The 23,147-nt window shown below is 69.4% G+C and carries 22 protein-coding genes, 1 tRNA gene and 1 pseudogene; 20 read left to right on the top strand and 4 right to left on the bottom strand.

Annotated elements, in window-relative coordinates:
• From kdpB to AB3K78_RS01445, 6 genes and pseudogenes are all read left to right on the top strand, one after another.
• A pseudogene (gene kdpB, locus AB3K78_RS01470) lies at window positions 1-2,147 on the top strand (potassium-transporting ATPase subunit KdpB).
• Between the two features lie 31 nt (window positions 2,148-2,178).
• Window positions 2,179-2,793: a potassium-transporting ATPase subunit KdpC gene (gene kdpC, locus AB3K78_RS01465; protein WP_416445538.1), complete on the top strand. Its 615-nt coding sequence runs from the start codon at window positions 2,179-2,181 to the stop codon at window positions 2,791-2,793.
• Window positions 2,794-2,797: 4 nt separating this feature from the next.
• Window positions 2,798-5,299 carry a DUF4118 domain-containing protein gene (locus tag AB3K78_RS01460; protein ID WP_416445536.1) on the top strand — a complete coding sequence of 834 codons (2,502 nt, stop codon included), beginning with the start codon at window positions 2,798-2,800 and terminating at the stop codon, window positions 5,297-5,299.
• A complete protein-coding gene (locus AB3K78_RS01455; protein ID WP_416445534.1) occupies window positions 5,296-5,988 on the top strand; it encodes a response regulator in 693 nt (230 codons plus the stop codon). The genes AB3K78_RS01460 and AB3K78_RS01455 overlap by 4 nt, the downstream gene beginning before the upstream one ends.
• 67 nt (window positions 5,989-6,055) lie before the next feature.
• Complete coding sequence (locus tag AB3K78_RS01450; RefSeq protein ID WP_416445532.1) at window positions 6,056-6,613, top strand: hypothetical protein; 558 nt, start codon at window positions 6,056-6,058, stop codon at window positions 6,611-6,613.
• Window positions 6,586-7,344 (top strand): YibE/F family protein, encoded by a 759-nt coding sequence (locus tag AB3K78_RS01445; RefSeq protein WP_416445530.1) that lies wholly within the window; start codon window positions 6,586-6,588, stop codon window positions 7,342-7,344. The genes AB3K78_RS01450 and AB3K78_RS01445 overlap by 28 nt, the downstream gene beginning before the upstream one ends.
• A 4-nt stretch (window positions 7,345-7,348) precedes the next feature.
• On the opposite strand, the gene AB3K78_RS01440 is transcribed toward AB3K78_RS01445, so the two are convergent.
• The 3 genes from AB3K78_RS01440 to soxR are packed head-to-tail and all read right to left on the bottom strand — an operon-like array spanning window position 7,349 to window position 8,869.
• A complete protein-coding gene (locus AB3K78_RS01440; protein WP_416445528.1) occupies window positions 7,349-7,672 on the bottom strand; it encodes a hypothetical protein in 324 nt (107 codons plus the stop codon).
• Window positions 7,673-7,698: 26 nt separating this feature from the next.
• On the bottom strand, window positions 7,699-8,385 hold the full coding sequence (locus AB3K78_RS01435; protein ID WP_416445526.1) for an NAD(P)/FAD-dependent oxidoreductase: 687 nt from the start codon (window positions 8,383-8,385) through the stop codon (window positions 7,699-7,701).
• Window positions 8,386-8,410: 25 nt separating this feature from the next.
• Window positions 8,411-8,869 carry a redox-sensitive transcriptional activator SoxR gene (gene soxR, locus AB3K78_RS01430; protein ID WP_416445524.1) on the bottom strand — a complete coding sequence of 153 codons (459 nt, stop codon included), beginning with the start codon at window positions 8,867-8,869 and terminating at the stop codon, window positions 8,411-8,413.
• A 97-nt stretch (window positions 8,870-8,966) separates the two neighbouring features.
• Here soxR and fdxA point away from each other — a divergent pair, with 97 nt between their 5' ends.
• The 4 genes from fdxA to AB3K78_RS01410 all read left to right on the top strand — a co-directional run bounded on the left by fdxA (window position 8,967) and on the right by AB3K78_RS01410 (window position 11,918).
• Complete coding sequence (gene fdxA, locus AB3K78_RS01425; RefSeq protein ID WP_416445522.1) at window positions 8,967-9,293, top strand: ferredoxin; 327 nt, start codon at window positions 8,967-8,969, stop codon at window positions 9,291-9,293.
• Complete coding sequence (locus tag AB3K78_RS01420) at window positions 9,290-10,747, top strand: FAD-dependent oxidoreductase (protein WP_416445520.1); 1,458 nt, start codon at window positions 9,290-9,292, stop codon at window positions 10,745-10,747. Before fdxA ends, AB3K78_RS01420 begins: the two co-directional genes overlap by 4 nt.
• Window positions 10,744-11,250 carry a flavin reductase family protein gene (locus AB3K78_RS01415; RefSeq protein WP_416445518.1) on the top strand — a complete coding sequence of 169 codons (507 nt, stop codon included), beginning with the start codon at window positions 10,744-10,746 and terminating at the stop codon, window positions 11,248-11,250. The genes AB3K78_RS01420 and AB3K78_RS01415 overlap by 4 nt, the downstream gene beginning before the upstream one ends.
• Before the next feature lie 68 nt (window positions 11,251-11,318).
• On the top strand, window positions 11,319-11,918 hold the full coding sequence (locus tag AB3K78_RS01410) for a superoxide dismutase (RefSeq protein ID WP_416445516.1): 600 nt from the start codon (window positions 11,319-11,321) through the stop codon (window positions 11,916-11,918).
• A gap of 173 nt (window positions 11,919-12,091) precedes the next feature.
• On the opposite strand, the gene AB3K78_RS01405 is transcribed toward AB3K78_RS01410, so the two are convergent.
• Window positions 12,092-12,355 (bottom strand): hypothetical protein, encoded by a 264-nt coding sequence (locus AB3K78_RS01405; protein ID WP_416445514.1) that lies wholly within the window; start codon window positions 12,353-12,355, stop codon window positions 12,092-12,094.
• 374 nt (window positions 12,356-12,729) lie between these two features.
• On the opposite strand from AB3K78_RS01405, the gene AB3K78_RS01400 reads away from it, so the two are divergent.
• From AB3K78_RS01400 to AB3K78_RS01355, 10 genes are all read left to right on the top strand, one after another.
• Window positions 12,730-12,802: transfer RNA gene (locus tag AB3K78_RS01400), tRNA-Lys, on the top strand.
• Between the two features lie 390 nt (window positions 12,803-13,192).
• Window positions 13,193-13,399 (top strand): hypothetical protein, encoded by a 207-nt coding sequence (locus AB3K78_RS01395; RefSeq protein ID WP_416445512.1) that lies wholly within the window; start codon window positions 13,193-13,195, stop codon window positions 13,397-13,399.
• A gap of 65 nt (window positions 13,400-13,464) precedes the next feature.
• A complete protein-coding gene (locus tag AB3K78_RS01390) occupies window positions 13,465-13,821 on the top strand; it encodes a hypothetical protein (protein WP_416445510.1) in 357 nt (118 codons plus the stop codon).
• Window positions 13,822-14,599: 778 nt separating this feature from the next.
• A complete protein-coding gene (locus AB3K78_RS01385) occupies window positions 14,600-15,088 on the top strand; it encodes a hypothetical protein (RefSeq protein ID WP_416445508.1) in 489 nt (162 codons plus the stop codon).
• Window positions 15,085-15,459 (top strand): hypothetical protein, encoded by a 375-nt coding sequence (locus tag AB3K78_RS01380; protein WP_416445507.1) that lies wholly within the window; start codon window positions 15,085-15,087, stop codon window positions 15,457-15,459. Before AB3K78_RS01385 ends, AB3K78_RS01380 begins: the two co-directional genes overlap by 4 nt.
• The gene (locus AB3K78_RS01375; protein ID WP_416445505.1) at window positions 15,456-16,538 is read left to right on the top strand and encodes a ParB N-terminal domain-containing protein; all 1,083 of its coding nucleotides are present in this window, start codon (window positions 15,456-15,458) and stop codon (window positions 16,536-16,538) included. The genes AB3K78_RS01380 and AB3K78_RS01375 overlap by 4 nt, the downstream gene beginning before the upstream one ends.
• Window positions 16,535-17,323 (top strand): hypothetical protein, encoded by a 789-nt coding sequence (locus tag AB3K78_RS01370; RefSeq protein ID WP_416445503.1) that lies wholly within the window; start codon window positions 16,535-16,537, stop codon window positions 17,321-17,323. Before AB3K78_RS01375 ends, AB3K78_RS01370 begins: the two co-directional genes overlap by 4 nt.
• Window positions 17,323-18,156 (top strand): hypothetical protein, encoded by an 834-nt coding sequence (locus AB3K78_RS01365; protein WP_416445501.1) that lies wholly within the window; start codon window positions 17,323-17,325, stop codon window positions 18,154-18,156. The genes AB3K78_RS01370 and AB3K78_RS01365 overlap by 1 nt, the downstream gene beginning before the upstream one ends.
• Before the next feature lie 117 nt (window positions 18,157-18,273).
• Window positions 18,274-19,047 (top strand): hypothetical protein, encoded by a 774-nt coding sequence (locus AB3K78_RS01360; protein ID WP_416445499.1) that lies wholly within the window; start codon window positions 18,274-18,276, stop codon window positions 19,045-19,047.
• 179 nt (window positions 19,048-19,226) lie between these two features.
• A complete protein-coding gene (locus tag AB3K78_RS01355; RefSeq protein ID WP_416445497.1) occupies window positions 19,227-22,931 on the top strand; it encodes an LPXTG cell wall anchor domain-containing protein in 3,705 nt (1,234 codons plus the stop codon).
• The last annotated feature ends 216 nt before the right edge of the window (window positions 22,932-23,147 follow it).

Genomic DNA, 23,147 nt, shown 5'->3' with positions numbered 1-23,147 from the left:
ATGTCCGTTTCCACGCAGCACGCTCCGGAGGCGGTCGCCGTCGCGCGCACGCGCACCGGGCTCTCCTCAGCGCAGTTCCGCGCGGCGCTCCCCGGCGCGGTGCGCAAGCTGGATCCGCGCCAGCAGTGGCGCAATCCCGTCATGTTCGTCGTCTGGCTGGGCGCGGCGCTCACCACGGCGCTCGCCGTCGCCGAACCGTTCCTCGGGGGCCCGCGGCCTCGGGCGGAACCGCGGTGCCCGCGCCGTTCACCTGGGCGATCGCGATCTGGCTCTGGCTGACCGTCCTGTTCGCGAACCTCGCCGAGTCGATCGCCGAGGGGCGTGGGAAGGCGCAGGCCGAGACCCTGCGGCGCACGCGCACCAGCACGGTCGCGCACCGCGTCGAGCGGTACGACGCCGACGCCGACCCCGGCGCCGAGCGTGCGACGACGGCGCAGATCCCCTCCTCGGAACTGCGGCTCGGCGACGCGGTGATCGTGACCGCGGGCGAGCTGATCCCGGGCGACGGCGACGTGATCCACGGCATCGCCTCCGTCGACGAGTCCGCGATCACGGGCGAGTCCGCCCCCGTGATCCGCGAATCCGGCGGCGACCGCAGCGCGGTCACGGGTGGCACGCGAGTGCTGTCCGACCGGATCGTGGTGCGCATCACGTCGAAGCCCGGCGAGACCTTCGTCGACCGGATGATCGCGCTCGTCGAGGGCGCCTCCCGCCAGCGCACCCCCAATGAGATCGCGCTGTCGATCCTGCTCGCGGCGCTGTCGATCATCTTCGTGGTGGTCGTGCTGACGCTGAACCCGATCGCCTCCTACGCGGCGAGCCCCGTGAGCCTGACCGTGCTCGTCGCCCTGCTGGTCTGCCTGATCCCGACGACGATCGGCGCACTGCTCTCGGCTATCGGCATCGCCGGAATGGATCGCCTCGTGCAGCGCAACGTGCTCGCGATGTCGGGTCGCGCCGTCGAGGCGGCGGGCGATGTGACGACGCTGCTGCTCGACAAGACCGGCACCATCACGTACGGCAACCGCCGCGCCTCGGCCTTCGTGCCGCTGAGCGGCGTCGACGAGCGGGAGCTCGTGCGGGCCGCCGCGCTGTCGTCGCTCGCCGACCCCACCCCGGAGGGGCAGTCGATCGTCGAGCTCGCCGAGCGGGCCGGCGTACGGCCCGACGCGGACGGCGTCGGCGAGGTCGTGCCGTTCACCGCGCAGACGCGCATGTCGGGTCTCGACCTGCCGGACGGCGGCATGATCCGAAAGGGTGCGGGAAGCGCGGTCGCGGCCTGGCTCGAGGCCGAGGGGTCGCCCGCGGCCGGCACCCTGCGCGCCGAGCTCGACGGGATCGTCGAGGGGATCTCGCGCGGCGGCGGCACCCCGCTCGTCGTCGCGGTGCGCGACGCGTCGGGAGACAGCCGACTGCTCGGCGTGATCCACCTGAAGGACGTCGTGAAGGAGGGGCTCACCGAACGCTTCGGCGAGCTGCGTGCGATGGGGATCCGCACGGTCATGGTGACGGGCGACAATCCCCTCACCGCCGCGGCCATCGCCCGCGAGGCCGGGGTCGACGACTTCATCGCCGAGGCCACGCCGGAGGACAAGCTGGCGTACATCCGGAAGGAGCAGGCCGGCGGCCGCATGGTGGCGATGACGGGCGACGGCACGAACGACGCCCCCGCCCTCGCGCAGGCGGACGTGGGCGTGGCGATGAACTCGGGCACCTCGGCCGCGAAGGAGGCCGGCAACATGGTCGACCTCGACTCCGACCCGACCAAGCTCATCGACATCGTCCGCATCGGCAAGCAGCTGCTCATCACGCGCGGCGCGCTCACCACCTTCTCCATCGCCAACGACGTCGCGAAGTACTTCGCGATCGTGCCGGCGATGTTCATGGGGGTGTTCCCCGGGCTCTCCGCGCTGAACGTCATGGGGCTGCATTCCCCCGCCTCGGCGGTGCTCTCGGCGATCGTCTTCAACGCGATCGTGATCGTGCTGCTCGTGCCCCTCGCGCTCCGCGGCGTGCGCTACCGGCCGCTCAGCGCCTCGCAGACCCTCGGCCGCAACCTGCTGGTCTACGGCCTCGGCGGCGTGGTCGCGCCCTTCGTCGGGATCTGGCTGATCGACCTCGTCGTCCGCCTGATCCCCGGTTTCTGATCCTCGAACCCTTCCACCTAGGAGCCATCGAATGAACGTCTCATCCCGCACCGCGGGCCGCACGACCTGGGTCGCGATCCGGGCCATGGTCGTCTGCACCCTCGTGCTCGGCGTCGCCTACCCGCTCGTCGTCACCGGCATCGGCCAGATCGCGCTCCCCGCGCAGGCGAACGGCTCGCTCGTGCGCGACGCAGACGGCCGGACCGTCGGCTCGGCCCTCGTCGCGCAGTCGTTCTCGGACGCGAAGGGGACGCCGCTGCCGCAGTACTTCCAGCCGCGTCCGTCGGCCGCGGGCGACGGCTACGACGGCCGGGCGTCGTCGGGCTCGAACCTCGGCCCGTCGAATCCCGACCTCGTGGCGGCGATCCGCGAGCGCCGGGCGCAGGTCGCCGCGTTCAACGGAGTCGCCGAGCGCGCGGTTCCCGCCGATGCCGTCACCGCTTCGGCGTCCGGCCTCGACCCGCAGATCAGCCCCGCGTACGCCGCGATCCAGGTGGACCGCGTCGCCCGGGAGCGCGGGCTCTCCGCGGATCGCGTCCGCGCGCTCGTCGCCGCGCACACCGAGGGCCGCGCACTCGGCTTCATCGGCGAGCCTGTGGTCGACGTGCTCGCGCTGAACCTAGCGTTGGACTCGGCGAAGGGATAGCAGCATGACCGGACGGGGGCGGCTCCGCGTGCTCCTCGGCGCCGCCCCCGGCGTCGGCAAGACCTACGCGATGCTCGAGGAGGGCGTCAGGCTCTCGGCCGAGGGCCGCGACGTCGTGATCGCCGTAGTCGAGACCCACGGACGCGCGGCGACGGCGCGCATGACGACCGGGCTGCCCCGCGTACCGCTGCGCCAGGTCGAGCATCGCGGCGTCTCCCTCACCGAGATGGACCTCGATGCCGTGATCGAGCGCCGGCCCGACGTCGCGCTCGTCGACGAGCTCGCGCACACCAATGCGCCGGGCTCCCGCAACGCGAAGCGCTGGGAGGACGTCGCCGAGCTGCTCGAGGCCGGGATCGATGTGATCTCGACCGTCAACATCCAGCACATCGCCTCCCTCACCGACGTGGTCGAGCAGATCACGGGGGCGGCGCAGCGCGAGACGATCCCCGACGAGATCCTGCGCGGCGCGCACCAGGTCGAAGTGGTCGACCTGGCCCCGCAGGCGCTGCGCGACCGCCTCTCGGGCGGCCTCGTGTACCCGGCCGAACGCATCGACGCGGCCCTGTCGAACTACTTCCGGCTCGGCAACCTCACGGCGCTGCGCGAGCTCGCGCTGCTGTGGCTCGCCGATGAGGTGGATCAGTCCCTGCGCGACTACCGCGCGCAGCACGGGATCGAGCGCACCTGGGAGACCCGCGAGCGCGTCGTCGTCACGCTCACCGGCGGCCCCGAGGGCGAGACCCTGCTGCGGCGCGGCGCGCGGATCGCGGCCCGGTCATCGGGCGGCGAGCTGATCGCGGTGCACGTCACCGCGCAGGACGGCCTCGCCGGGTCCCGCCCGGGCGAGCTCGTCCCGCTGCGCGCGCTGGTCGAGCAGTTGGGCGGCACCTACCACCAGGTGGTCGGAGACGACGTCCCGACGGCGCTCGTCGAGTTCGCCCGCTCGGTCGACGCGACGCAGCTCGTCATCGGCGTCAGCCGCAGGGGCCGGCTCGCCGCGGCGCTCACGGGCCCGGGCATCGGCGCGACCGTGATCCGGGAGTCGGGCGACATCGACGTGCACATCGTCACGCACTCCGCGGCGGGCCGCCGCCGCGCCCTCCCCCGCCGAGGCGGGGCGCTCACCGCGAAGCGGCGGATCGCAGGCCTCCTCGTCGCGCTCACCGGCGGACCGCTGCTCACCTGGGCGCTGAGCCTCACCCGCAGCCCCGAGTCGATCACGAGCGACGTGCTCAGCTACCAGCTGCTCGTGGTCGTGGTCGCGATCGTCGGCGGCATCTGGCCGGCGCTGTTCGCCGCCGTGCTGTCGGGCCTCACGCTCGACTACTTCTTCATCCAGCCGCTCTACACCGTGTCGATCGCCGACCCCCTGCACATGCTCGCCCTGCTGCTCTACGTGATCATCGCGGTGCTCGTCAGCATCGTCGTGGATCGGGCCGCACGGCGCAGTCGCGCCGCACGACGAGCCGCCGCCGAATCCGAGCTGATCCAGACCGTCGCGGGCAGCGTGATCCGCGGGCAGGACGCGGTGCAGGCCATCGTCGACCGCGCACGCGAGGCCTTCGCCCGCACGGGCGCGCAGCTCCGCGACGGCGACGCGATCATCGCATCCTCGGGGATCCCGGTCGCCGTGCCTCCGGCCATCAGCCTGCCCGTCGGGCCGACCGCCCGCTTCGAGCTCGACGGCCCCGAGCCTGCCGCGTCGGAGCACCGGCTGCTGACCGTGCTCGCAGCGCAGCTCGAAGCCGCGCTCGAAGTGCGGGAGCTCACCGAGGTCGCGAGCGAGATCGCGCCGATCGCCGCGTCCGACCGCGTGCGCGGCGCGCTGCTCTCGGCGCTCAGCCACGATCTGCGTCGTCCGCTCGCGGCGGCGACGGCCGCCGTCGGCGGGCTGCGGACGGCGGGGGCCGCGCTGAGCCCCGAGGATCGCGCCGAACTGCTCGAGACCGCGGACGAGAGCCTGGAGTCCCTCGCCGCGCTCGTGACCGATCTGCTCGACGTCAGCCGATTGCAGGCCGGGGTGCTCGCCATCGTTCCGATCCCCGTCGACCCGGTCGACGTGATCGCGCCGGCGCTCGACGAGCTCGGCCTCGGCCCGGCCGATGTGGAGCTCGACCTCGCCCCGGACGCCCCGCAGGTGCTCGCGGATCCCGTGCTGCTGCAGCGCGTCATCGTGAACCTGCTCGCGAACGCCGCGCGCCATGCCCCGGTGCACGCACCGGTCCGGGTGACCACCAGCAGCTTCGCCGATACGGTGGAGATCCGGATCGTCGACCAGGGGCCGGGGATCCCGGAGGAGCGCCGTGACGACGTCTTCGTGCCGTTCCAGCGGCTGGGCGACACCGACAACTCGACAGGGCTCGGACTCGGGCTCGCCCTGTCCAAGGGCTTCACCGAGGGCATGGGTGGCACCCTGGAGCCCGAGGACACTCCGGGCGGCGGGCTCACCATGGTGGTCTCGCTGCCCCGCCTGACCGCCCAGCCGACCGAGGAGGTCCGATGAGGATCCTGATCGCCGACGACGACCCGCAGATCCTCCGCGCCCTGCGGATCACGCTGACCGCGAAGGGCTACGAGGTCGCCGTCGCCTCCGACGGCGCGGAGGCGATCAGCGCCGCGGTCGACCACCGGCCCGACCTCGTGCTGCTCGACCTCGGCATGCCGAACCTCGACGGGGTCGAGGTGATCCAGGCGATCCGCGGCTGGTCCGAGGTGCCGATCCTCGTCGTCTCGGGACGCACCGACGCCGCCGACAAGGTCGAAGCGCTCGACGCCGGGGCCGACGACTACGTGACCAAGCCGTTCTCGATCGACGAGCTGCTCGCCCGGGTGCGCGCCCTCACCCGGCGTCGGGCGCAGCCCGAGCAGACCCCGGTGGTCTCGTTCGGCGACACGACGGTGGATCTCGCCGCGCGCACCGTGACCCGCACCGTCGACGGCACGGCGCGGACGGTCCGGCTCACTCCGACCGAGTGGCAGGTGCTCGAGCTCCTCGTGCGCAACGAGGGCCGGCTCGTCACCCGGCACCTGCTGCTCACGAGCATCTGGGGGTCGGAGCACGTCACCGACACGGGGTACCTGAGGCTCTACCTCTCCCAGCTGCGCAAGAAGCTCGAGCCGGATCCCGCCCGCCCGCGGTACCTGCTCACCGAAGCCGGCATGGGGTACCGGCTGCGGCTCGACGGGGCGTAGCCGCGCGGGGAGCAGCGAGGCTCCGCAGGCGGCTCGCACGCCCGCGTCATGCATAATGAGAATCATTATGAGGAACCCGCTCGCCCGCGCCGACGCACCGCACCCACACGGCCACGGCCTCGGCCACAGCCACGGCGGGCCTCCCGCGAGCGTCACCGCCTCGCGCACCGCGGTCCGGATCGCGCTCCCCGCGCTGCTCGTGGTCGCGCTGCTCACCGGGCTCGGCCTCGCGCTCATGTGGCCCGACTCCGACCGCGCGACCCAGATCGCGAAGCAGGTGCCCTTCGCCGACCCGAGTTCGATCTTCGCCGAGGGCGAGGTCGTCAGCGTGGAGCCCGGATGCGCCGGGCCCGGCGCTGCGACCGGGAGCGCGTGCACGACGATCGGCGTCGGGCTGACGACGGGTCCCGACCGCGGACAGGTCGTCGACGTGTCCGCGCGCGGTTCCCTCGCAGCGTCGGGCCTGCAACCCCGCGACCACGTCCAGCTGCTCGGCGCGCCCATCGTGACCGCGCCGGGCACCGAGGCCGGCGCGCAGCACTCCCCACCCGGTACGCGTACAGCATCTCCGGGATCCACCGCGGGGTCCCGCTCCTCGTGCTCGCGCTGCTGTTCCTCGCGGTGATCGTCGCCGTGGGGCGGCTGCGCGGACTGCTCGCCGTGGTGGCGCTCGCGATCAGCGCGGCGGTGATCGTCCTCTTCGTCCTGCCGGCCATCGTGACCGGCGCCCCCGGAGCCCTGGTCGGCGTCATCGGCGCCTTCGCCATCGTCTTCGTGATCCTGTATCCGGTGCACGGGCCCAATCTGCGCACGACCGCCGCGCTCATCGGCACCCTGTGCGGGATCCTGATCACCGCCGCGATCTCCGTCGCCGCGGTCGCCGCGACCCGGCTCAGCGGCCTCGGCGACGAGGCGGCCGGCCTGCTGTCGGGCGTCGCCGACGGCATCGACTTCCGGGGCATGCTCACCTGCGCGATCATCATCGCCGGGCTGGGCGTGCTGAACGACGTGACGATCACGCAGGCCTCGGCGGTGTGGGAGCTGCGCGCCGCCGCCCCGCACCTCGACCGGCGGGAGATCGCGCGCCGGGCGATGCGCATCGGCCGGGACCACATCGCCTCGACCGTCTACACGATCGCCTTCGCCTACGCGGGCGCCTCCATCGGCGTCCTCATCCTGCTGGTGCTGACGGATCGACCGCTGCTCGCGACCCTCACCTCGGACGACCTGGTGACCGAGATCGTCCGCACCCTGTGCGGCAGCATCGGTCTCGTGCTCGCCATGCCGATCACGACCTGGATCGCGGCGGCGTTCCTCCCCGCCGTCGACTCGCACTCCGACCGCCCGGCACCATAAACGCTCACGCGAGGTCGCGCGCGACCCGCGCTCCGATGGCGCCCGCCAGCATGACCGCCGGGTGGACTGCCGCAAGATACACCCCGTCGATCCCGTCGGCGAACCCGAGCAGCCGACCACCCGCCGGGATCGGTCGATCCGCGACGACCGCCTCGATCAGTTCGACCCGGTCCCCGCCGCGCAGTTCCTCGCGGATCGCGCGCAGCGTCGGCTCGGCGAGCTCGCGCGGGTCGCCGTCAAACCCCGGCGGCACGTCCTCGGCGGCGAGCAGCGTCGTATCGTCGAACTGCCGGATCTCGAAGTCCGGAGTCGAGAGGATCCCGCGCACCAGCGGCTCCGGAGTCCGGAATCGGATCAGCGCGCACGGAGAGCTCTCGACCTCGGCGCGCACGCCGGCCGTCGCAGCGAGCGCCGGGATCGCGGTTCCCGCGGCCAGCACGACAGCCGAACCGCGCACCTCGCCCACGGAGGTCTCGACGCCGACCGCGCGTCCCCCTCGACGAGGACGGATCGAACGGGGTCGCCGAGACGGATCTCCGCGCAGTGCGCTTCGGCATCCCGGAGCATGGCCCGGGTGAGGGCGACGGGGTCGACGCCTCCGTCGTCCGGCGCGAGGGCCACGACGTCCGGCGCCCAGCGCAGCGCGGGCTCCCGTTCGAGCGCGGCCGCGGCGCTCAGCAGCTCGACGGCGTGCCCACGGGCGCGGTGGGCCGCGACGAAGGCCCGGGTTCGCGCGACCGTGTCCTCCCAGGTGATCGCGCCCGACCGTTGCAGGCCGACCGGTTCGGGCAGGTCCTGCACGAGGCGGTCGAATTCCTCGGCACCGAGCTGGCGCAGCGGATCCGCGAAGACGTCGGCGCCGTTCTTCGCGAGCCCGACCCACGCGAACGAGTCGCCGGTCGCGCCGCTGCCCGGTCGAGCGCCGTCGAGCACGACCACGGGCCGGTCCTCGCGGGCCAGATGGCAGGCGATCGCCGCACCCACGACGCCGGCACCCACGACGATGATCGGACGTGATTGTCGCCTGCGCTCCGGTGCCATGCCCCCGATCGTAGCGATCGCCCGGTCACACGGGCACGCGCCGCGCGCCCGTCCCGGTCTCGCCGAGCTCGTCGTCGGGGTTCAGCAGGTTGCAGGCCTTCATCGACAGGCATCCGCAGCCGATGCAGCCGGTCAGTTCGCGCTCGAGCTGCTCGATCCCCCGCCTGCGCTGCTCGAGCGTCTTCTTCCACTGGCGCGACGCGCGCTGCCAGTCCTCGTGGCTCGGCATCGTCGAGAGCGGCACGTCGGCGAAGGCGTCGCGCACGTCGTCGAGCGGGATCCCGAGCCGTTTCGCCACCGAGATGAGCGCGACGCGGCGCAGCATGTGACGCGGGTACCGGCGCTGATTGCCGGCGGTCCGCTGCGAGGCGATCAGGCCAAGCCCCTCGTAGTAGTGCAGCGAGGAGACCGGCACTCCGGTGCGTCGGCTCATCTCCCCGACGCTGAGCAGTTCCTCCGGGCTGTGCATCCGCTCCGCGGCCATGTCCCGTCCCTTCGACTTGACCTCAACCTGACTTGAGGTTTTAGCCTAGCGGAGCGGGCCCGGTTCCGGGGTCCGATGCCGAGCGAAGGAGGTGCGCGTGACCTACGTGATCGCGCTGCCGTGCGTGGACCTCAAGGACCGCGCCTGCGTCGACGAGTGCCCCGTCGACTGCATCTACGAGGGGGATCGGATGCTGTACATCCACCCCGACGAGTGCGTCGACTGCGGCGCCTGCGAGCCCGTCTGCCCGGTCGAGGCCATCTATTACGAGGACGACCTGCCCGAGGTCTGGGCCGACTACTACCGGGCCAACGTCGAGTTCTTCGACGAGATCGGAGCACCGGGCGGAGCCGCGCGCACCGGCCCGATCCCTGGAGACCACCCGATCGTGGCCGCGCTGCCCCCGCAGGAGGTCCCGGCATGACGCCCGCCTCCCCCGATCGGGATTCCGGGGCCGCAACGGACGCGCCGGCCATCGCGATCGTCGGTGCGGGCCCGGCGGGCGTCTACGCCGCGGACCTGATCCTCGCTCGCGATCCCGCCGCGCGCATCGACCTGTTCGAGAAGCTCCCCGCCCCCTACGGCCTCGTGCGCTACGGCGTCTCGCCCGACCACCCCCGGATCAAGAGGATCCAGGACGCCCTGCACCGCGTCCTCGAACGCCCCGGGATCCGCGTGCACTGCAACGTCGAGATCGGCGCGGACCTCGCGATCGACGAGCTCCGCCACGTGTACGACGCGGTCGTGCTCGCGACGGGCGCCGACCGCGACGCCGAGCTCGGGATTCCCGGCGCCGAGCTGCCCGGATCCTTCGGCGGCGCCGACTTCGTGGCCTGGTACGACGGCCACCCCGATGCGGCGCCCGAGTGGCCGCTCGACGCCGAGTCCGTCGCCGTGATCGGCGCGGGCAACGTGGCGCTCGACGTCGCCCGCATGCTCATCACCCACGCCGAGCACCTGGCGCACACCGACATCCCCGACCACGTCGAAACCGCCCTGGCCCGGAACCCGCTGCGCGACCTGCACCTGCTGATCCGGCGCGGCCCCGCCGACGTGCGGTTCTCGCCGCTGGAGCTGCGCGAGCTCGGCACCCGCCACGACGTCGACGTGATCGTGGATCCCGCCGAGGTCGGACCGGACGAGCACACCGAGCGCATGATCGCGCAGTTCACGCAGCGGCGCCTGATCGTCGAGACGCTCCGGGAATGGGCCGCGATCGATCCCGCCGACCGCACCGCCTCGCGCCGCGTGCACCTGCACTTCGGGCAGCAGCCCGCGCGACTCATCGGGCCGGATCGCGTGACCGCCCTCGAAGCGGAGCGCACGCGCGCCGACGCGCTCGGCCGGTACTCCGGCACGGGCGAGATCGTCCGGCACGACGTCGGGGCGGTCTACCGCACCATCGGCTATCGCTCCTCACCGGTCCCCGGCGTTCCGTTCGACGCGGCGCTCGGACGGATCCCCGAGGCGGACGGACGCGTGCTGGGCGCGGACGGTGCGCCGATCCCCAGGCTGTACGCCACCGGCTGGATCCGCCGCGGACCGGTCGGCCTCATCGGATCCACCAAGTCCGACGCGGCGGAGACGGTCGCAAGCCTGTTCGCGGATCTCGAGTCCGGCGTCCCTCGCCCGAGCGCCGAGCGCTCGCCCGTCTCCGACCGCGAAACGCTCGTCTCGCGCCTCGATGCCCGAGTCGATTGGGAGGGATGGCTGCGGATCGACGCCGCCGAGCGGACCCTCGGCGCCATCCGCGAACGCGAGCGCACCAAGATCGCCGACCGGGCCGAGCTGATCCGCTGCGCGGCGACGCGCAACCCGATGCCCGACGAAGCCCCTTCGCTCCCCGACCCCGCAGCAGCACTGGAGAACGCCCGATGACCCTCACCGCCACCGATCTCGCGACCGAGTTCAAGGCCGCCTTCCGGGAACACCCCGCCGGCATCGCCCTCATCACCGCCGCGACGCCCGAAGGGCCGGTCGGCCTCACCGCCTCCAGTGTCGCCTCAGTCGCCGTCGACCCGGCCGCGCTCGTCTTCTCGGTCACCCGCACCACCGGCAGCGCCGGGCGGATCCTCGCGGCCGACTCGCTCCTCGTCCACCTCCTCGACGCCAGACACGCGCCGATCGCACGGGAATTCGCGGTGTCCGGCGGCGAGCGCTTCACCGCCGCGCAGGGGTGGCGCACGCTCGGCACCGGCGAGCCGCACCTCGCGAGCGCCCGCGTGGCGCTGCGCAGTCGCAGCCTCCAGCAGGTCCCGGTCGGCTCCTCGATGCTCGTCGTGGCGGAGGTGGTCGAGATCCTCGCCGAGGATCCGGCACCGGCGACCGAACCGATGATCTACCTCGATCGCACCTTCCGGAACGCGGGAGCCGTGCTCTGACCCGCGCGCCCGACGCGCACCCCGACCCACCGCGGCCACCGGCCGCGGCCAACAGAAAAGGAATCGCAATGCCCGAATACACCCTCCCCGATCTGCCCTACGACTACAGCGCCCTCGAGCCGCACATCTCGGCGCGGATCATGGAGCTGCACCACTCCAAGCACCACCAGGCCTACGTGACCGGCGCGAACACGGCGCTCGCGCAGCTCGCCGACGCTCGCGAGAGCGGCGACCTGGCGAACGTCAACAAGCTCGAGAAGGACCTCGCGTTCAACCTCGGCGGGCACCTCAACCACAGCATCTTCTGGGAGAACCTGTCGCCGAACGGCGGCGGCGACCCCGAGGGCGCCCTCGCCGAATCGCTCGGCGAGCACTTCGGATCGATCGAACGGTTCCGCGCCCACTTCACGGCGACCGCGCTCGGCGTGCAGGGATCCGGCTGGTCGGTGCTCGCCTGGGACGAGCTCGGCAAGCGGCCGGTGATCTTCCAGCTCTTCGACCAGCAGGGCAACGCCCCCATGGGCGTCACTCCGCTGCTGCAGCTCGACGTCTGGGAGCACGCCTACTACCTCGACTATGCGAACGTGCGCGCCGACTACGTGAACGCGTTCTGGAACATCGTCAACTGGGAGGACGTGCAGCGCCGCTTCGCCGCGGTGCAAGGGTAGGGGTCCGCCGCTCTGACCTGCGCGGCCGGGCGGCCTGTGCCGCCCGGGCGCGCGCTCGGGCTCGGGTGCTCAGCGCATGAACGTCAGCAGGAACATCGAGCCGACACCGACCGCGCCCATGGTGGTGCCGAGGATCCCGAGGATCAGCGGTGCCGGGTTCTTGTCGCCGGCTTTCATTTCCTTGATCGAGAGCACGATGGCCGAGATCCCGACGATGACGCCGATGGTCCCGAGGATGGCTCCCAGGATGAAGAGGAGACGCCTCCCGTGATGATCGAGATGACGCCCTGGCGCATCGCGGTGATGGCCTTCTTCTGCGGTGCCTGCGGCGGCTGGTAGGGCTGCTGCTGGAGCGGGGGCTGCTGCACCGGCTGCTGGGCCGGCTGCGGTGCGGCCGGGGGCTGGCTCGAGTCGAAGGGCTGCTGCGGGTGGGACATATCGGATACCAATTCGTTCAGTGCGGCGAGGGCGCCGCGGCGATCGGGCGCGCATCGATCATATGCTGACACGAGTCCGGGAATTGTCTGTGACACCTGGGCCGGCCTCGCCCTCGACCCGCTCGACCAGGAGGCACCCGTCACGGGGCGCCTCGAGATCACGAGGAGTCCACACCGCACAACCGCTCCCGGCGCCCGCCGAACCGGCATGGGTGCACAGCCCGTCGGCGCTCGCCGCAATACTCGGCGAGAGCTTCAGCCAACTCCGGAGCCCCCTCACGAAGGTGCTCGACGGCACCTCGGATGCTCGGTGCACAGATCCGCGCCGATCACCCGATATGACTCGGCGACCCCCGACCGGGTAAGTTGGTTCCGGGCCTGTAGCTCAGTTGGCAGAGCATCGGACTTTTAATCCGCGGGTCGCGGGTTCGAGCCCCGCCGGGCCCACTCCTCACCAGGGCCAGAGACCCCCGCTTCGGCGGGGGTTTTCTGCTGTACCGGTGCAGCAGATTCAAGCGGCATCCGTCCGATCAGGTACTCGAACGGCACCCCGAAGAAGTCGCCGAGTCCGATCATCTCAGCGACACTCCACTTCGTGCGGCCAACCATCTTGTGATTCAACTGCCCAGGAGTGATTCCAAGGCCGACAGCGAGCTCTTTCTGGCTCATGCTGCCGTTGATCAGGAGCAGGTAGCCAACCCGGAACGAGGTGACCGCTGCCAAGGACTGCTCAATCTTCGGTTCTCCCATGAACACAAGGATAGGCGGATCCTCGACGCCCTGCAGCAGTATCTCCAATCCGGACAGTGATCTACGTTTCGTAGATTCTGTGTTACGGTGATGAACATGCCCCCTTCAAACGATGAAGCTCGCAAGGAGCTTCAGGCGCTGCTGGACAGCGAGGACCGCGATGCTTCGTGGATCGCTCGCCGTATCGGCAAGTCGTATCTGTGGGTCTGGCGGCGTCTTGTAGGCAAGACCCCCATGTCCATCGACGACTACAGCCTGATTCGCTCCGCGTTCGAGCGCGAAAAGACCCCGTAAATGAAACGAACCCCCGGAGGTGCAACTCCAGGGGTTCGGCGATACTCCCCGAAAGGAACATCTACGTGTCTCAGCATGATGACACGCACTCGCGCGCAGTGGAACAGCTTGCCGGCAACGCCACAGCGAACGAGTCTGTCTATTCTCACATCCCCGGCTTGTCTCGGCTCGAGGACCTCGATCTTCTTGAGGCGATCGTCAGACAGCTGCGCGAGGCGAACCAGCGTTCGAACCGGGAGAGATTCGTCCAGCTGCGCGCAACGCTCTCGCAAGAGCTACACCTTCTGACCTTCTGTATGCCCGAAAGGAAAGATGTCAGCGCCCTCATCACTCGCTACAACGGCTGGGTTCATCCGGCCGACCTTGGCCTCGCTGACGAGCTACGTTTCATCCGCCACGCGGCAGGGAGGTTGCACGCATGATCCAGTGGCTCGAAATCGACGACTCCGCGGTTGATCTTGACCGCGAGACTCAAACCGTGCGGTCGTGGTGGATCACGGACCCTCGACTGGTCGGAAATCCGCTGTCGATCCTGATGTACCTGCGCCTGGTGGCGGTCGACGTACGTCACCGTCGCCGCCCGTCGATGCCGTCGCAGACCGAGGCGATGACCGAGCTCGGTCTCGGTGAACACGCCTGGGTGACCGGGAAGCGCAAGCTCATGGCCGCCGGCTTCCTGCTCGAGATCCGCGATCGGTTCCCGTCCGACCACGTTCACCTGCAGCGTGACGAGCGTGGACGGGTCCTGAAGCGCGTCCCGCGCGGCGGCCAGAAGCGCTACCAGCTGCGCTTACGAGATCCGAAACCGGGTTTCGAGTGCCCCGTCGAGGACGCGGTGATGGAGCTGGATTGCCCCTACGAAGAGTGGGTCGCGAGCCTCCCGGATCCCGGCTCCGGATTTTCAGGACCCGGGAATGCACCCGGCTCCGGATTTTCCAGAGCCGGGGAAAAACCCCAGGTCGCACCGGCTCCGGATTTCCCGGACCCGGATGCTCCGGCTCCGGATTTTCCAGACCCCTTTATAGGAAGACAGGAAAGGACAGGACAGGAAGGATTGGAAGGGATTACTCCTCCAGTCCACTCCCGTCCCCACGGTGACTCGCGCGCGAACGCGGACGTCGCCTCACCGCCCGCCCTCACGGTCACGTCCCGGTCAGACACGAACTCAAGGCAAGTCCGCGCAGCGGCGCGGCAGCCCCGATGGACCTCTCATCGGTCGACGCCGAGCTTCGCGACATCCACCCCACGCTCTCGGTGCAGGCGTTCGTCGACGAGCTCGGTGATCGCGTCGACGTCGAGACCGTCGACCTGGTGCTCGCGAGCCGCGAGGTTCTCGCTCGCGCCAAGAACCGGATCGGGTACGCGCCTTCCTACGTGGCTGTGTCGATCCTGAAGACGCCGGGCCGGTGGGCGCGGAACCGACAGGAGTTCACGCCGAAGCGCGCAGCAGCGACCCCGTCCGCCGACGATCTCCTCAAGCAGCGTAAGCAGCAGGAGCGCGACGCCTGCGCGGCAGGCGAGCACGACTGGGGCTCGCTCTCGTGGCCCGAGAAGGATCGCGGCCACTGCGTGCGCGACTTCTGCGGCGTCGGCCGGGCATCGCTCGATCCCGAGTTCGCCAGCTTCCTTGATGGTGGGGAGCCGCCGGCTCGCCCCGTGCTCGAAGGAGGCCTGCGATGGGGCGCGTGATCCGTACCGAAGTCGTCGGGATCCGCTGCGAGCTCGCCCGCCCGCGCGGCCGCGCCAGGGCGGTGTCGCTCAACTGCGACCGACTCGCCCCCGTCATGCCCGTCTCCACGAGCGACGAAAACGCGCTTCTCCCGAAGCTGCGCTCGCTGGCCGAGGAGGGGTGGACGTTCATCATGATGAGCCCGATGCGCGCCTACTGCCCGGACCATGCCGGCCTCGCCCACGCCTGCTCCTGTTCTGGCCGCGCCTCCCGGCAGCGGTACTGCCCCGTGCACGGCACGACCAGCGACCTGATCTGGTCCAAAGGCCGGATCCCGGTCGACGCCGCCGCATTCCTCGATCACTTCGACGCAGGGAGGACCCCGCGATGAGTACCACCACACCCGCACTGCTCGACGCCGAGTACGGATCCGAGCTCGGCGTCTTCGACGCCGAGTACCGGATGCTCGAGATCACCATGGTGAAGATCGTCGACCGTCAGCGCCCGCTGGACGAGCCCCATGTGGAGAGTCTGGTGGAGTCCTACGCCCGTCTCGGGGGCAAGCTGATGCTGCAGCCCGTGCTCGTCACCCACGATTTCGAGCTGATTGCTGGACGGCACCGCCTTGAGGCTGCGATCCGTTCCGGCTGGACCCACATTCCCGCGATGGTGGCAAAGCCCGGCCTCTCACGGGAGGCTCTGAGCTTCATCGAGTTCGAGGAGGATCGTCTGCAGCTTCAGCGGACCCCGCTCGAGCTCTTCGAGGGGTGGAGCAAGTACGTCGAGCCGGTCCTCCGCGCCGAGGCCCGTCTCGCGATGGCGCAGGGCGGCAAGGGCCAGGAAGGTGCACGAAAGTCGTGCACCTTGCCCGCTGAGCCGCCCGCCAAGGAGCCCACGGCTCCGGCCCGTCCCGCCGCGGCAAGCCCCGCTGTTTCACTCCGGGAAGCCGCGAAGGAGTACACGGGGCTGGGCCAGGACGCCCTCGCGAAGATCGGCGAGGTCAAGAAGCTCGCCGAGAGCGAGACCGCCCCTGATGTGGTCCGCAAGGCCGCCCAGCGCAGCCTGAAGGACCTCGCGGTCCCGGGCGCGAAGGTCGAGCCGGCGCATCGCCGAGTCATGCAGGCGAAGTCGCGGGTGCAGCTCGCGGACGAGGATCCTCGCGAGCTCGAACGGCAGCGGCTGCAAGACGTACTCGATCGCGTCCTCAAGGACTCCTCGCTGCTCGCCGAGCGAATGGACGACGACCTGGGGTCGGACCTTCGTCGCGCGGTCGCCGGCGGGGACGAGACCTCAGCTGAGGACATTCGGTCCGTGTGCGCCGCCTTGCTCCGGTGTGCGGCGACCGCCGCGGCAGTCGTGTACGAAGCTGAGGAAGGTCACGGGGATGCGAGCAGCGTGTTCTTCGAGCTCGGCATCCAGTTCCAACAGCTCGCCGCTGACGCCTTCGACTCGTTCGGAGGCGCCAAGTGAAGCCCCCGCGCGCCACGGTTGAGGTGCAGCGTCAGATGCTCCAGGAGCTCGCCGCTCCCGGGTTCCTGGGCTCACGCCTCGGGCACCAGTTCGTCGAGCAGGTGCAGGCCTACATCGCGCCCCGGCTGGTCGGGATCGCCCGCGAGTGGGGAAGCTACCCGATCGGGTTCGACGAGATGGTGAACCTCGTGATCATCTTCGCGGTGGACCTCGACGCGAACCGTCGACAGAAGTGCATCGATGCGAGCTCGCCGTGGGGGTACTTCTCGATCATCGCGGGGAAGTCGTTGTACAAGGAGTGGGGACACCGCGGCACGTCGCTCGAGCTCCTCGAATGGTACGAGCCCGTGTCGACCATCCTCGGGCCCGGCGAGGAGGACCCAAGAGTCCTTGACGAGATCCGCATCCCGAAGCTCGCGCAGCGGGCGTCGAAGCTCCTGTTGTGCCGGACGCCGGCGGCGTTCCGAGCGGACGTCGACGGGCTGATCGAGTGGCTCGCTTGGCATCCCGTCCAGCGGCTCAGCTACGAGATCGAGGATCGCAAGCAGGCCGCAGCGGAGTTCCCCGCGCTCGCGGGGAAGCCGATCCAGCTAGTCATGAACGTGCTCGTTGGCGGGCGCCCGGTCCGCCCGAAGACGAGCCTGTTCGCGGCACTCGGTCAGGACCCCGATTTCCAGGTGGCCCAGGCCCCGACGATCGCGCGGGCCCTGATGAACTACCGCCGCTCGATGAGCGCCGAAGCCGCTCGCCTGACGACTCGGGAGCTCGAGGGGGTGACCGCCTGATGGCGAAGAAGCAGACACGCACCTGGCCGATGGTGCTGTCCCTCGGGATCCCGCTCGTGATCGTGGTCCTCGCAGCCATGCTGGCCTCCTTCACCGCCCTCTACGACGTCGCCCGCGTCAACGGCGTGGTCATCCCGTGGCTGCTTCCGGTGGTCGTCGACGTCGGCATGATCGGCTCGAACGCCGCAACGGTGTACTTCCGAAAGCTCGGGATCAAGGGACGATGGGTCGCGGACGTGATCTTCCTGTCCTTCGCAGCGGTCTCGGTCTACGCGAACATCACCCATGCATGGCTCGCAGCGGACCTCACGCAGACCTCGCTCATCACCGCGGTAATCATCGCGGCGATCTTCCCGGCCGGTCAGCTCGGGGTCACGCACATGGTGATGATGCTGATCCCCGACGAGAAGGAGCGTGCTCGGCTGCAGCGCGATCGCGCGGCGACCGAGGCACGGGAACGTCCAGCAGCTCAGCCCGCCACCCACGTAGCCGCGCCAGCTGCACCAGTCCGGACGGCGGCGCCGTCGCTCGCGGCCTCCTCACGCGCCGAGACGGTGCTCGCTCCGCCCGAGCGTCCTGCACTGCACGCGGTGCCTCTCCTGGGGGACGCGAAAGATGAGGCCGTGCGCCAGCGGATCCTCGATTTCGTCGCCCGCGAGGGCAAGCGCCCCACCGGCAGTCAGGTCTCCGACTGGCGCGGTGGCGGCGACCGACGAACCGGAACCCGGTTCATGGAGCGGATGGAGAACGACGGCATCCTCGCCCCAATCAGCTCAGGTCCCGGTGACTCTTCCCCGCAGGCAGAACCGGCACCCGCAGCCTCCAATTCCTAAATATTGATAGCCTCGTACTAATTGCTCGAAAGGCAGTCCCATGACTGAGAATCCCCCACCTCTCCTCCCGCGGCCAAGAAGAAGCGCACGATCCTGATCGCGAGCGTCACCGCCGGCGTGCTGCTGCTCGGCGGTGGCATCGCTACTGCGGCCGGCGTCAGCAGCTACAACGCTGAGACCGGGCGGCTGTGCGCCGCGGCGATCTCGGGCCACAAGGCCGCGGTCGACGGCGTCGTCGCTCAGAATCAGAAGGGCGCGACCGCCGCTCTCGACAACGCGCAGGACGCCGTGGTGCTGAAGTCGGTCCCAGGCGCGACCGCGTACTCGAAGCGCGCCGAGGTGAAGGCCGACGCCGTGAAGAAGATCGAGGCGCGCCCCGCAGCGGCCACGCTGATCGCCAACGTGAAGCAGAGCTCGGAGAAGCTCACGAAAGCGGCGAAGGCACCGAGCTGCTCGACTCGCGACGATGCGGCGTCGATCCAGAAGAACACCGAAGCGCTGAACGCTGACGCGACCGCGCTGTCGGACGCGGCGGGCGCACTGACCAAGGACGTGACCGCGTTCGCCGTCGACGAAAAGAAGCGCATCGCGGCCGAGAAGGCGGCCGCTGCGAAGAAGGCCGCTTCTGAGAAGGCTGCTCGAGAAAAAGCCGCGGCTGAAGCCGCGGCGAACACCGGAGCGACAGGCGGCGGCAATGAGAGCTACGTGCCCCAGCCGGAAAACGGCGGCGGAGGTGGCGGCTACGTGCCCCAGCCCGCCCCGGCACCTGCACCGGCACCTGCGCCGGCACCCGGCCCGCCCTCCGGCGGGGGTGGCGGTGGCGGTGGCGGTATTGCTCCGCCTCCCGGTGGTGGTGGTGGCTGCCCGCCCGGAATGAACTGCAACGTCTGACCCTCTGAATCAGCAACTGCGCGCCCCTGCACTTCTGTGCTGTGGGCGCGCAGTCGTTTCTATCCGTGGATTGCGCGCCCGCCATGGCATTCACGGATAACAGAAGGGTCCACGGGATCTTGAACGAGAACAAGCTGGAAGCCGTTGGGGGGCGGACTTCCCGCCACGGCATTTCGAACATGGGCATCCGTCTGGGAGCCCTCGGTATCACTGCGCTCCTGGTCACCAGCGGCGCATCCGCAGCTTTCGGAGAAGGCGGTGGCGGCGGCGTCCCCGGCAGCGGCCACGGGTCCTCCGGAGCGTGGGATCTCTACAACCTCCAGTACGACGGCTACACCGGCAGCAAACCAGACCAGGGGTACATGCAGGCGTCGACCAACTGGTTCATCGACAACTACAACGGGCCCGGCAAGAACGACACCAGCATGGGTACCGGTGCCAAGGATCAGATCCGGGCAGCCTGCACTATTGCACTCGATAAGGCTGAAGCTCGCGGCGGCAACAAGGGCACCAGCCGCGTCGTTGCGATCATGTGGGCAGGATCCACCACGAGCCCCTGGGCGTCGAGCAGTTCGGCGTCCGCCTCGTTCTACCTGGAGCGATGGGACAATGCCGTCGTCGGCGCGGGGTTCCCTGGGATCTACACGAAGGCCCAGCCCTTCATGCAGAAGTACTGGCCCGAAGCGCTGGCAGGCGGTGGGTCGACGCCCTCCGCCGTGTGCATCGCGCTGAACCAGGACGAGCCCCCGCAGTTCACGACGAACCCGCCCGTGAAGAAGCTCCTGAAGGGCGACGGCTCGGCCCTCCCGGACGACAACGTGCTCGTCGCTGGCCAGCCCTATGTCGCCGACATCAAGGTGCCCGCGAACGGACACACGGGTGAGATGAGTCTGTGGGACACGATCCAGACCGACAAGGTGTGGATCGGCGCGCAGACCAAGGATGACGCCTCGAAGGTGGCCGTCTACGACCCGGACGGTAACCGCGTCACCGACGCCAAGGTCACGATCCACCGCCCCGGCGGCGCCGTGAACGTGCAGGCGTCGGTGCAGGTTCCGGAGAAGTTCAAGACCGGCGTCTACACGCTCCGCGTTCCCACCTATGTCCTGCCGACCGGCACCGCCTACGACGTGAAGGACGGCAGCTACGTCACCTACAACGGTGGCGGCCGGATCGACGGCAACGACGAGAAGACGCGCAAGGTCACACCTACCCCGGACAAGAGCTGGGTGCTGGATGAGAACGGCGCGCTCACCACGATGGACCCCTCGTGGTCGAACGGTACGGGCGCGGACAACAAGGTGTTCCTGCCGGGCGAGACCGTCGCCGCGGTCGTGAACGACTACCTCCCCGAGAAGCTCGCCACCCCGATGACGAACTACGAGATCGCGGACGACTGGAGCGACGCGACGAAGTACATCGACTTCACCGACGCCTCCAAGGCGAACGTGTACGTCGAGACCGCCGCTGGCTCCAAGGTCTTCAAGAGGGTCACCGAGCAGTTCGACGTGTCGGTCGACGCCGCGAAGGGTCTGACGGTGGCGAAGGCGAAGGCCGGCTCCGCGTTCCTGAAGGAGACCGCGGGCCAGACGGCCAAGCGTGCCGTGAAGCTCGTGATCTCCGGCAAGTTCCGTGAGGACTACGCCACCAAGGGCGAGACCGTGAAGATGGTCAACGCTGGCTGGGTCGTCTGGAACACCGAGAAGAAGCCCACCAACGAGCCGCCGGTCTACACCTGGACCCCTGACCCGAACAAGCAGGTCGTCGGTAACGGAGATGAGGCCGGCGAGCACGGCCACGAGAACATCAACGGCATGAGCGTCTGGCCCGGCCAGAAGCTCACCTACGTGATCGGCGTCGACCTCAACATTCCGGGCGCGATCGCGCACGGCGTGAAGAGCCTCGGGGTCGAGGATCAGTTCGATCCCCTGTTCGAGCCGAACAAGACCTCCATCAAGGTCTGGGACTCGCGCGACCCGAAGAACCCGAAGCTGGTGCCCAAGTCGGCTTACTCCGTGAAGTGGGACGACGCGGCGCACAAGTGGGTCCTGACCTTCACCGACGCCTGGCTGAAGCAGAACCTCGACGCGGGCTCGCAGTGGATCAAGTCGGGCTGGCTGTCGGTGCAGTTCGACGGCGCGGTGAAGAAGGACGCGGCCCCGGGGTCGACGGTGAAGAACCAGGCGTTCCAGATCATAAACGAGTCCCGCACAGCGACCGAGATCCCGGAGGTGAAGATCCCGGATCCGAAGCCGGACAAGGAAGATCTCTCGACCGACCTGATCAGCATCGACGGCAAGACGGTGGTGAAGGGCGACAAGATCAACTACCGCCTCACGCTCGATGCCTCGATGAAGCCGGAAGATCTGGCGTACTACATGCACAAGCTCGGCATGATCGACGACTACGACCAGGAGTATCTGAAGCTCGACCTCGCGGGCGTCCGGATCACCAACATCGCCACCGGCGAGGACGTGACCGCGAAGTTCAACCTCCAGGACAAGGACGGCGTGTTCTACGCGTTCGCGAAGCAGGTCGACTCCACCGGCCCCAACGGAGATCTCTTGAAGGGCGACCCGCAGCCGACCGATCTGAAGAAGTACGCCGAGTCCACGATCGACCCGGCCGTCACTCCGATCATCGACCAGAAGCTGACGGGCAACCAGTACCACATCATGCTCCCGATGGAGGTGATCAAGGAGAAGGACGGGTACGTCATCGAGAACACCGCAACGCAGAACATCGAGAACTCGTACAAGCAGACCCGCATCGTGTCGAACCCGCTGAAGGAGATCAACCCGAAGAAGGACGTGACGGTCCAGGCCGGCGGCAAGGACTCGATCAACGGTACGGAGGTGAAGCTGAACTCCACGTTCAACTACCGCCTCCAGACCTCGAAGCTCCCCACCAATCTGGCCTACCCGCACTCGCAGTGGTCGATCGCCGACACGTTCGATCGCGTTCACGACCAGTACACGGGCATGTGGGCGGTCTACGCCGACACCGACCTCTACGACGGCGAGAAGCTGATCGCAAAGGCCGGAGAGCTGCTCCAGGACTCCGCTGGGAAGGGCGTCTCGGATGCGTTCTTCGCCGCGAAGTTCGACGAGAAGAGCTACACCTTCACGATCGAAGCACAGAAGCCCTACCTCGACCTCATCAACTCGCGTGATGCCAAGCACCAGTGGTCGGCGTACACGAAGATGATCCGTATCGCTCCCGCCGAGAAGGTGCTCAACGAGCACACGGAGACCTACAACAAGGTCGAGCGGAAGTCGAACAAGGTCGTCACCCGCACCCCGGAGCACCCCGCGATCTCGCTCGTGAAGTACACCCTGAACGAGGGCATCAAGAAGGGCGACCGAAACGAACCGAACCAGGCTCTGCAGCTGAGCAAGACCGATCTGAAGAACGGCGTCAAGGTGGGCCTACGGGTCACGAACACCGGCGACGTGCCGCTGAAGAACGTGGTCTTGTCGGATGCGACCGACGCCGGCAAGGCCGGCACGGTAACGGATATCTCCTGCCAGGTGCCCGGCGCGGGCAAGGTCGACCCGGCGAAGCTCGGCGAGCTGGCCGTGGGCGCTTCGATCGACTGCACCGGCCTGCTCCAGGGCATGAAGCAGGGCGACGTGCACGCCGACACCGCGAAGGTCACCGGCGAGTCGAAGTACACCGGCAAGAAGGTCGGCGACGAGGATCCCTGGAACGCCAAGGCGCCAGAGGCTCCGAAGCCGCCGCTCGCCGTCACCGGCGGCGCCGGGACGACCGGCCTGATCGCCGGCGCTGCCGCGCTCGTGCTCGGCGGTGGCCTGTTCGGTGCGTTCTCGCTGCGCCGTAAGCAGAAGGCAGCGGCGCTCGAGATCGGAGGTTCTGCCGAGTAGCCCCCCCCCGAGGAGCCCCTGGACTGCTGCAGTCCGGGGGCTCCTCCGTTTCCCCTGCGCGGACCGAGGCATCTACTCCTTGACCGCTTCTGCGTGAGCGCCTCGTCCCGCAGGCTGCGTTCCGAGGGCGGGCTGGTCTTGCCGGCGTCGCACGTCAATGGGGTGATCTGGGCGGGCGTATCTTCCAGTGCCCGGCAGGTCGGCTCGACCCTGTGC

The sequence above is a fragment of the Leucobacter sp. HNU genome, assembly GCF_047946755.1.
Taxonomy (GTDB): Bacteria; Actinomycetota; Actinomycetes; order Actinomycetales; family Microbacteriaceae; genus Leucobacter.
The sequence above is the reverse complement of the archived record's forward strand: the minus strand, read 5'-3'. Positions and strand labels throughout refer to the sequence as shown.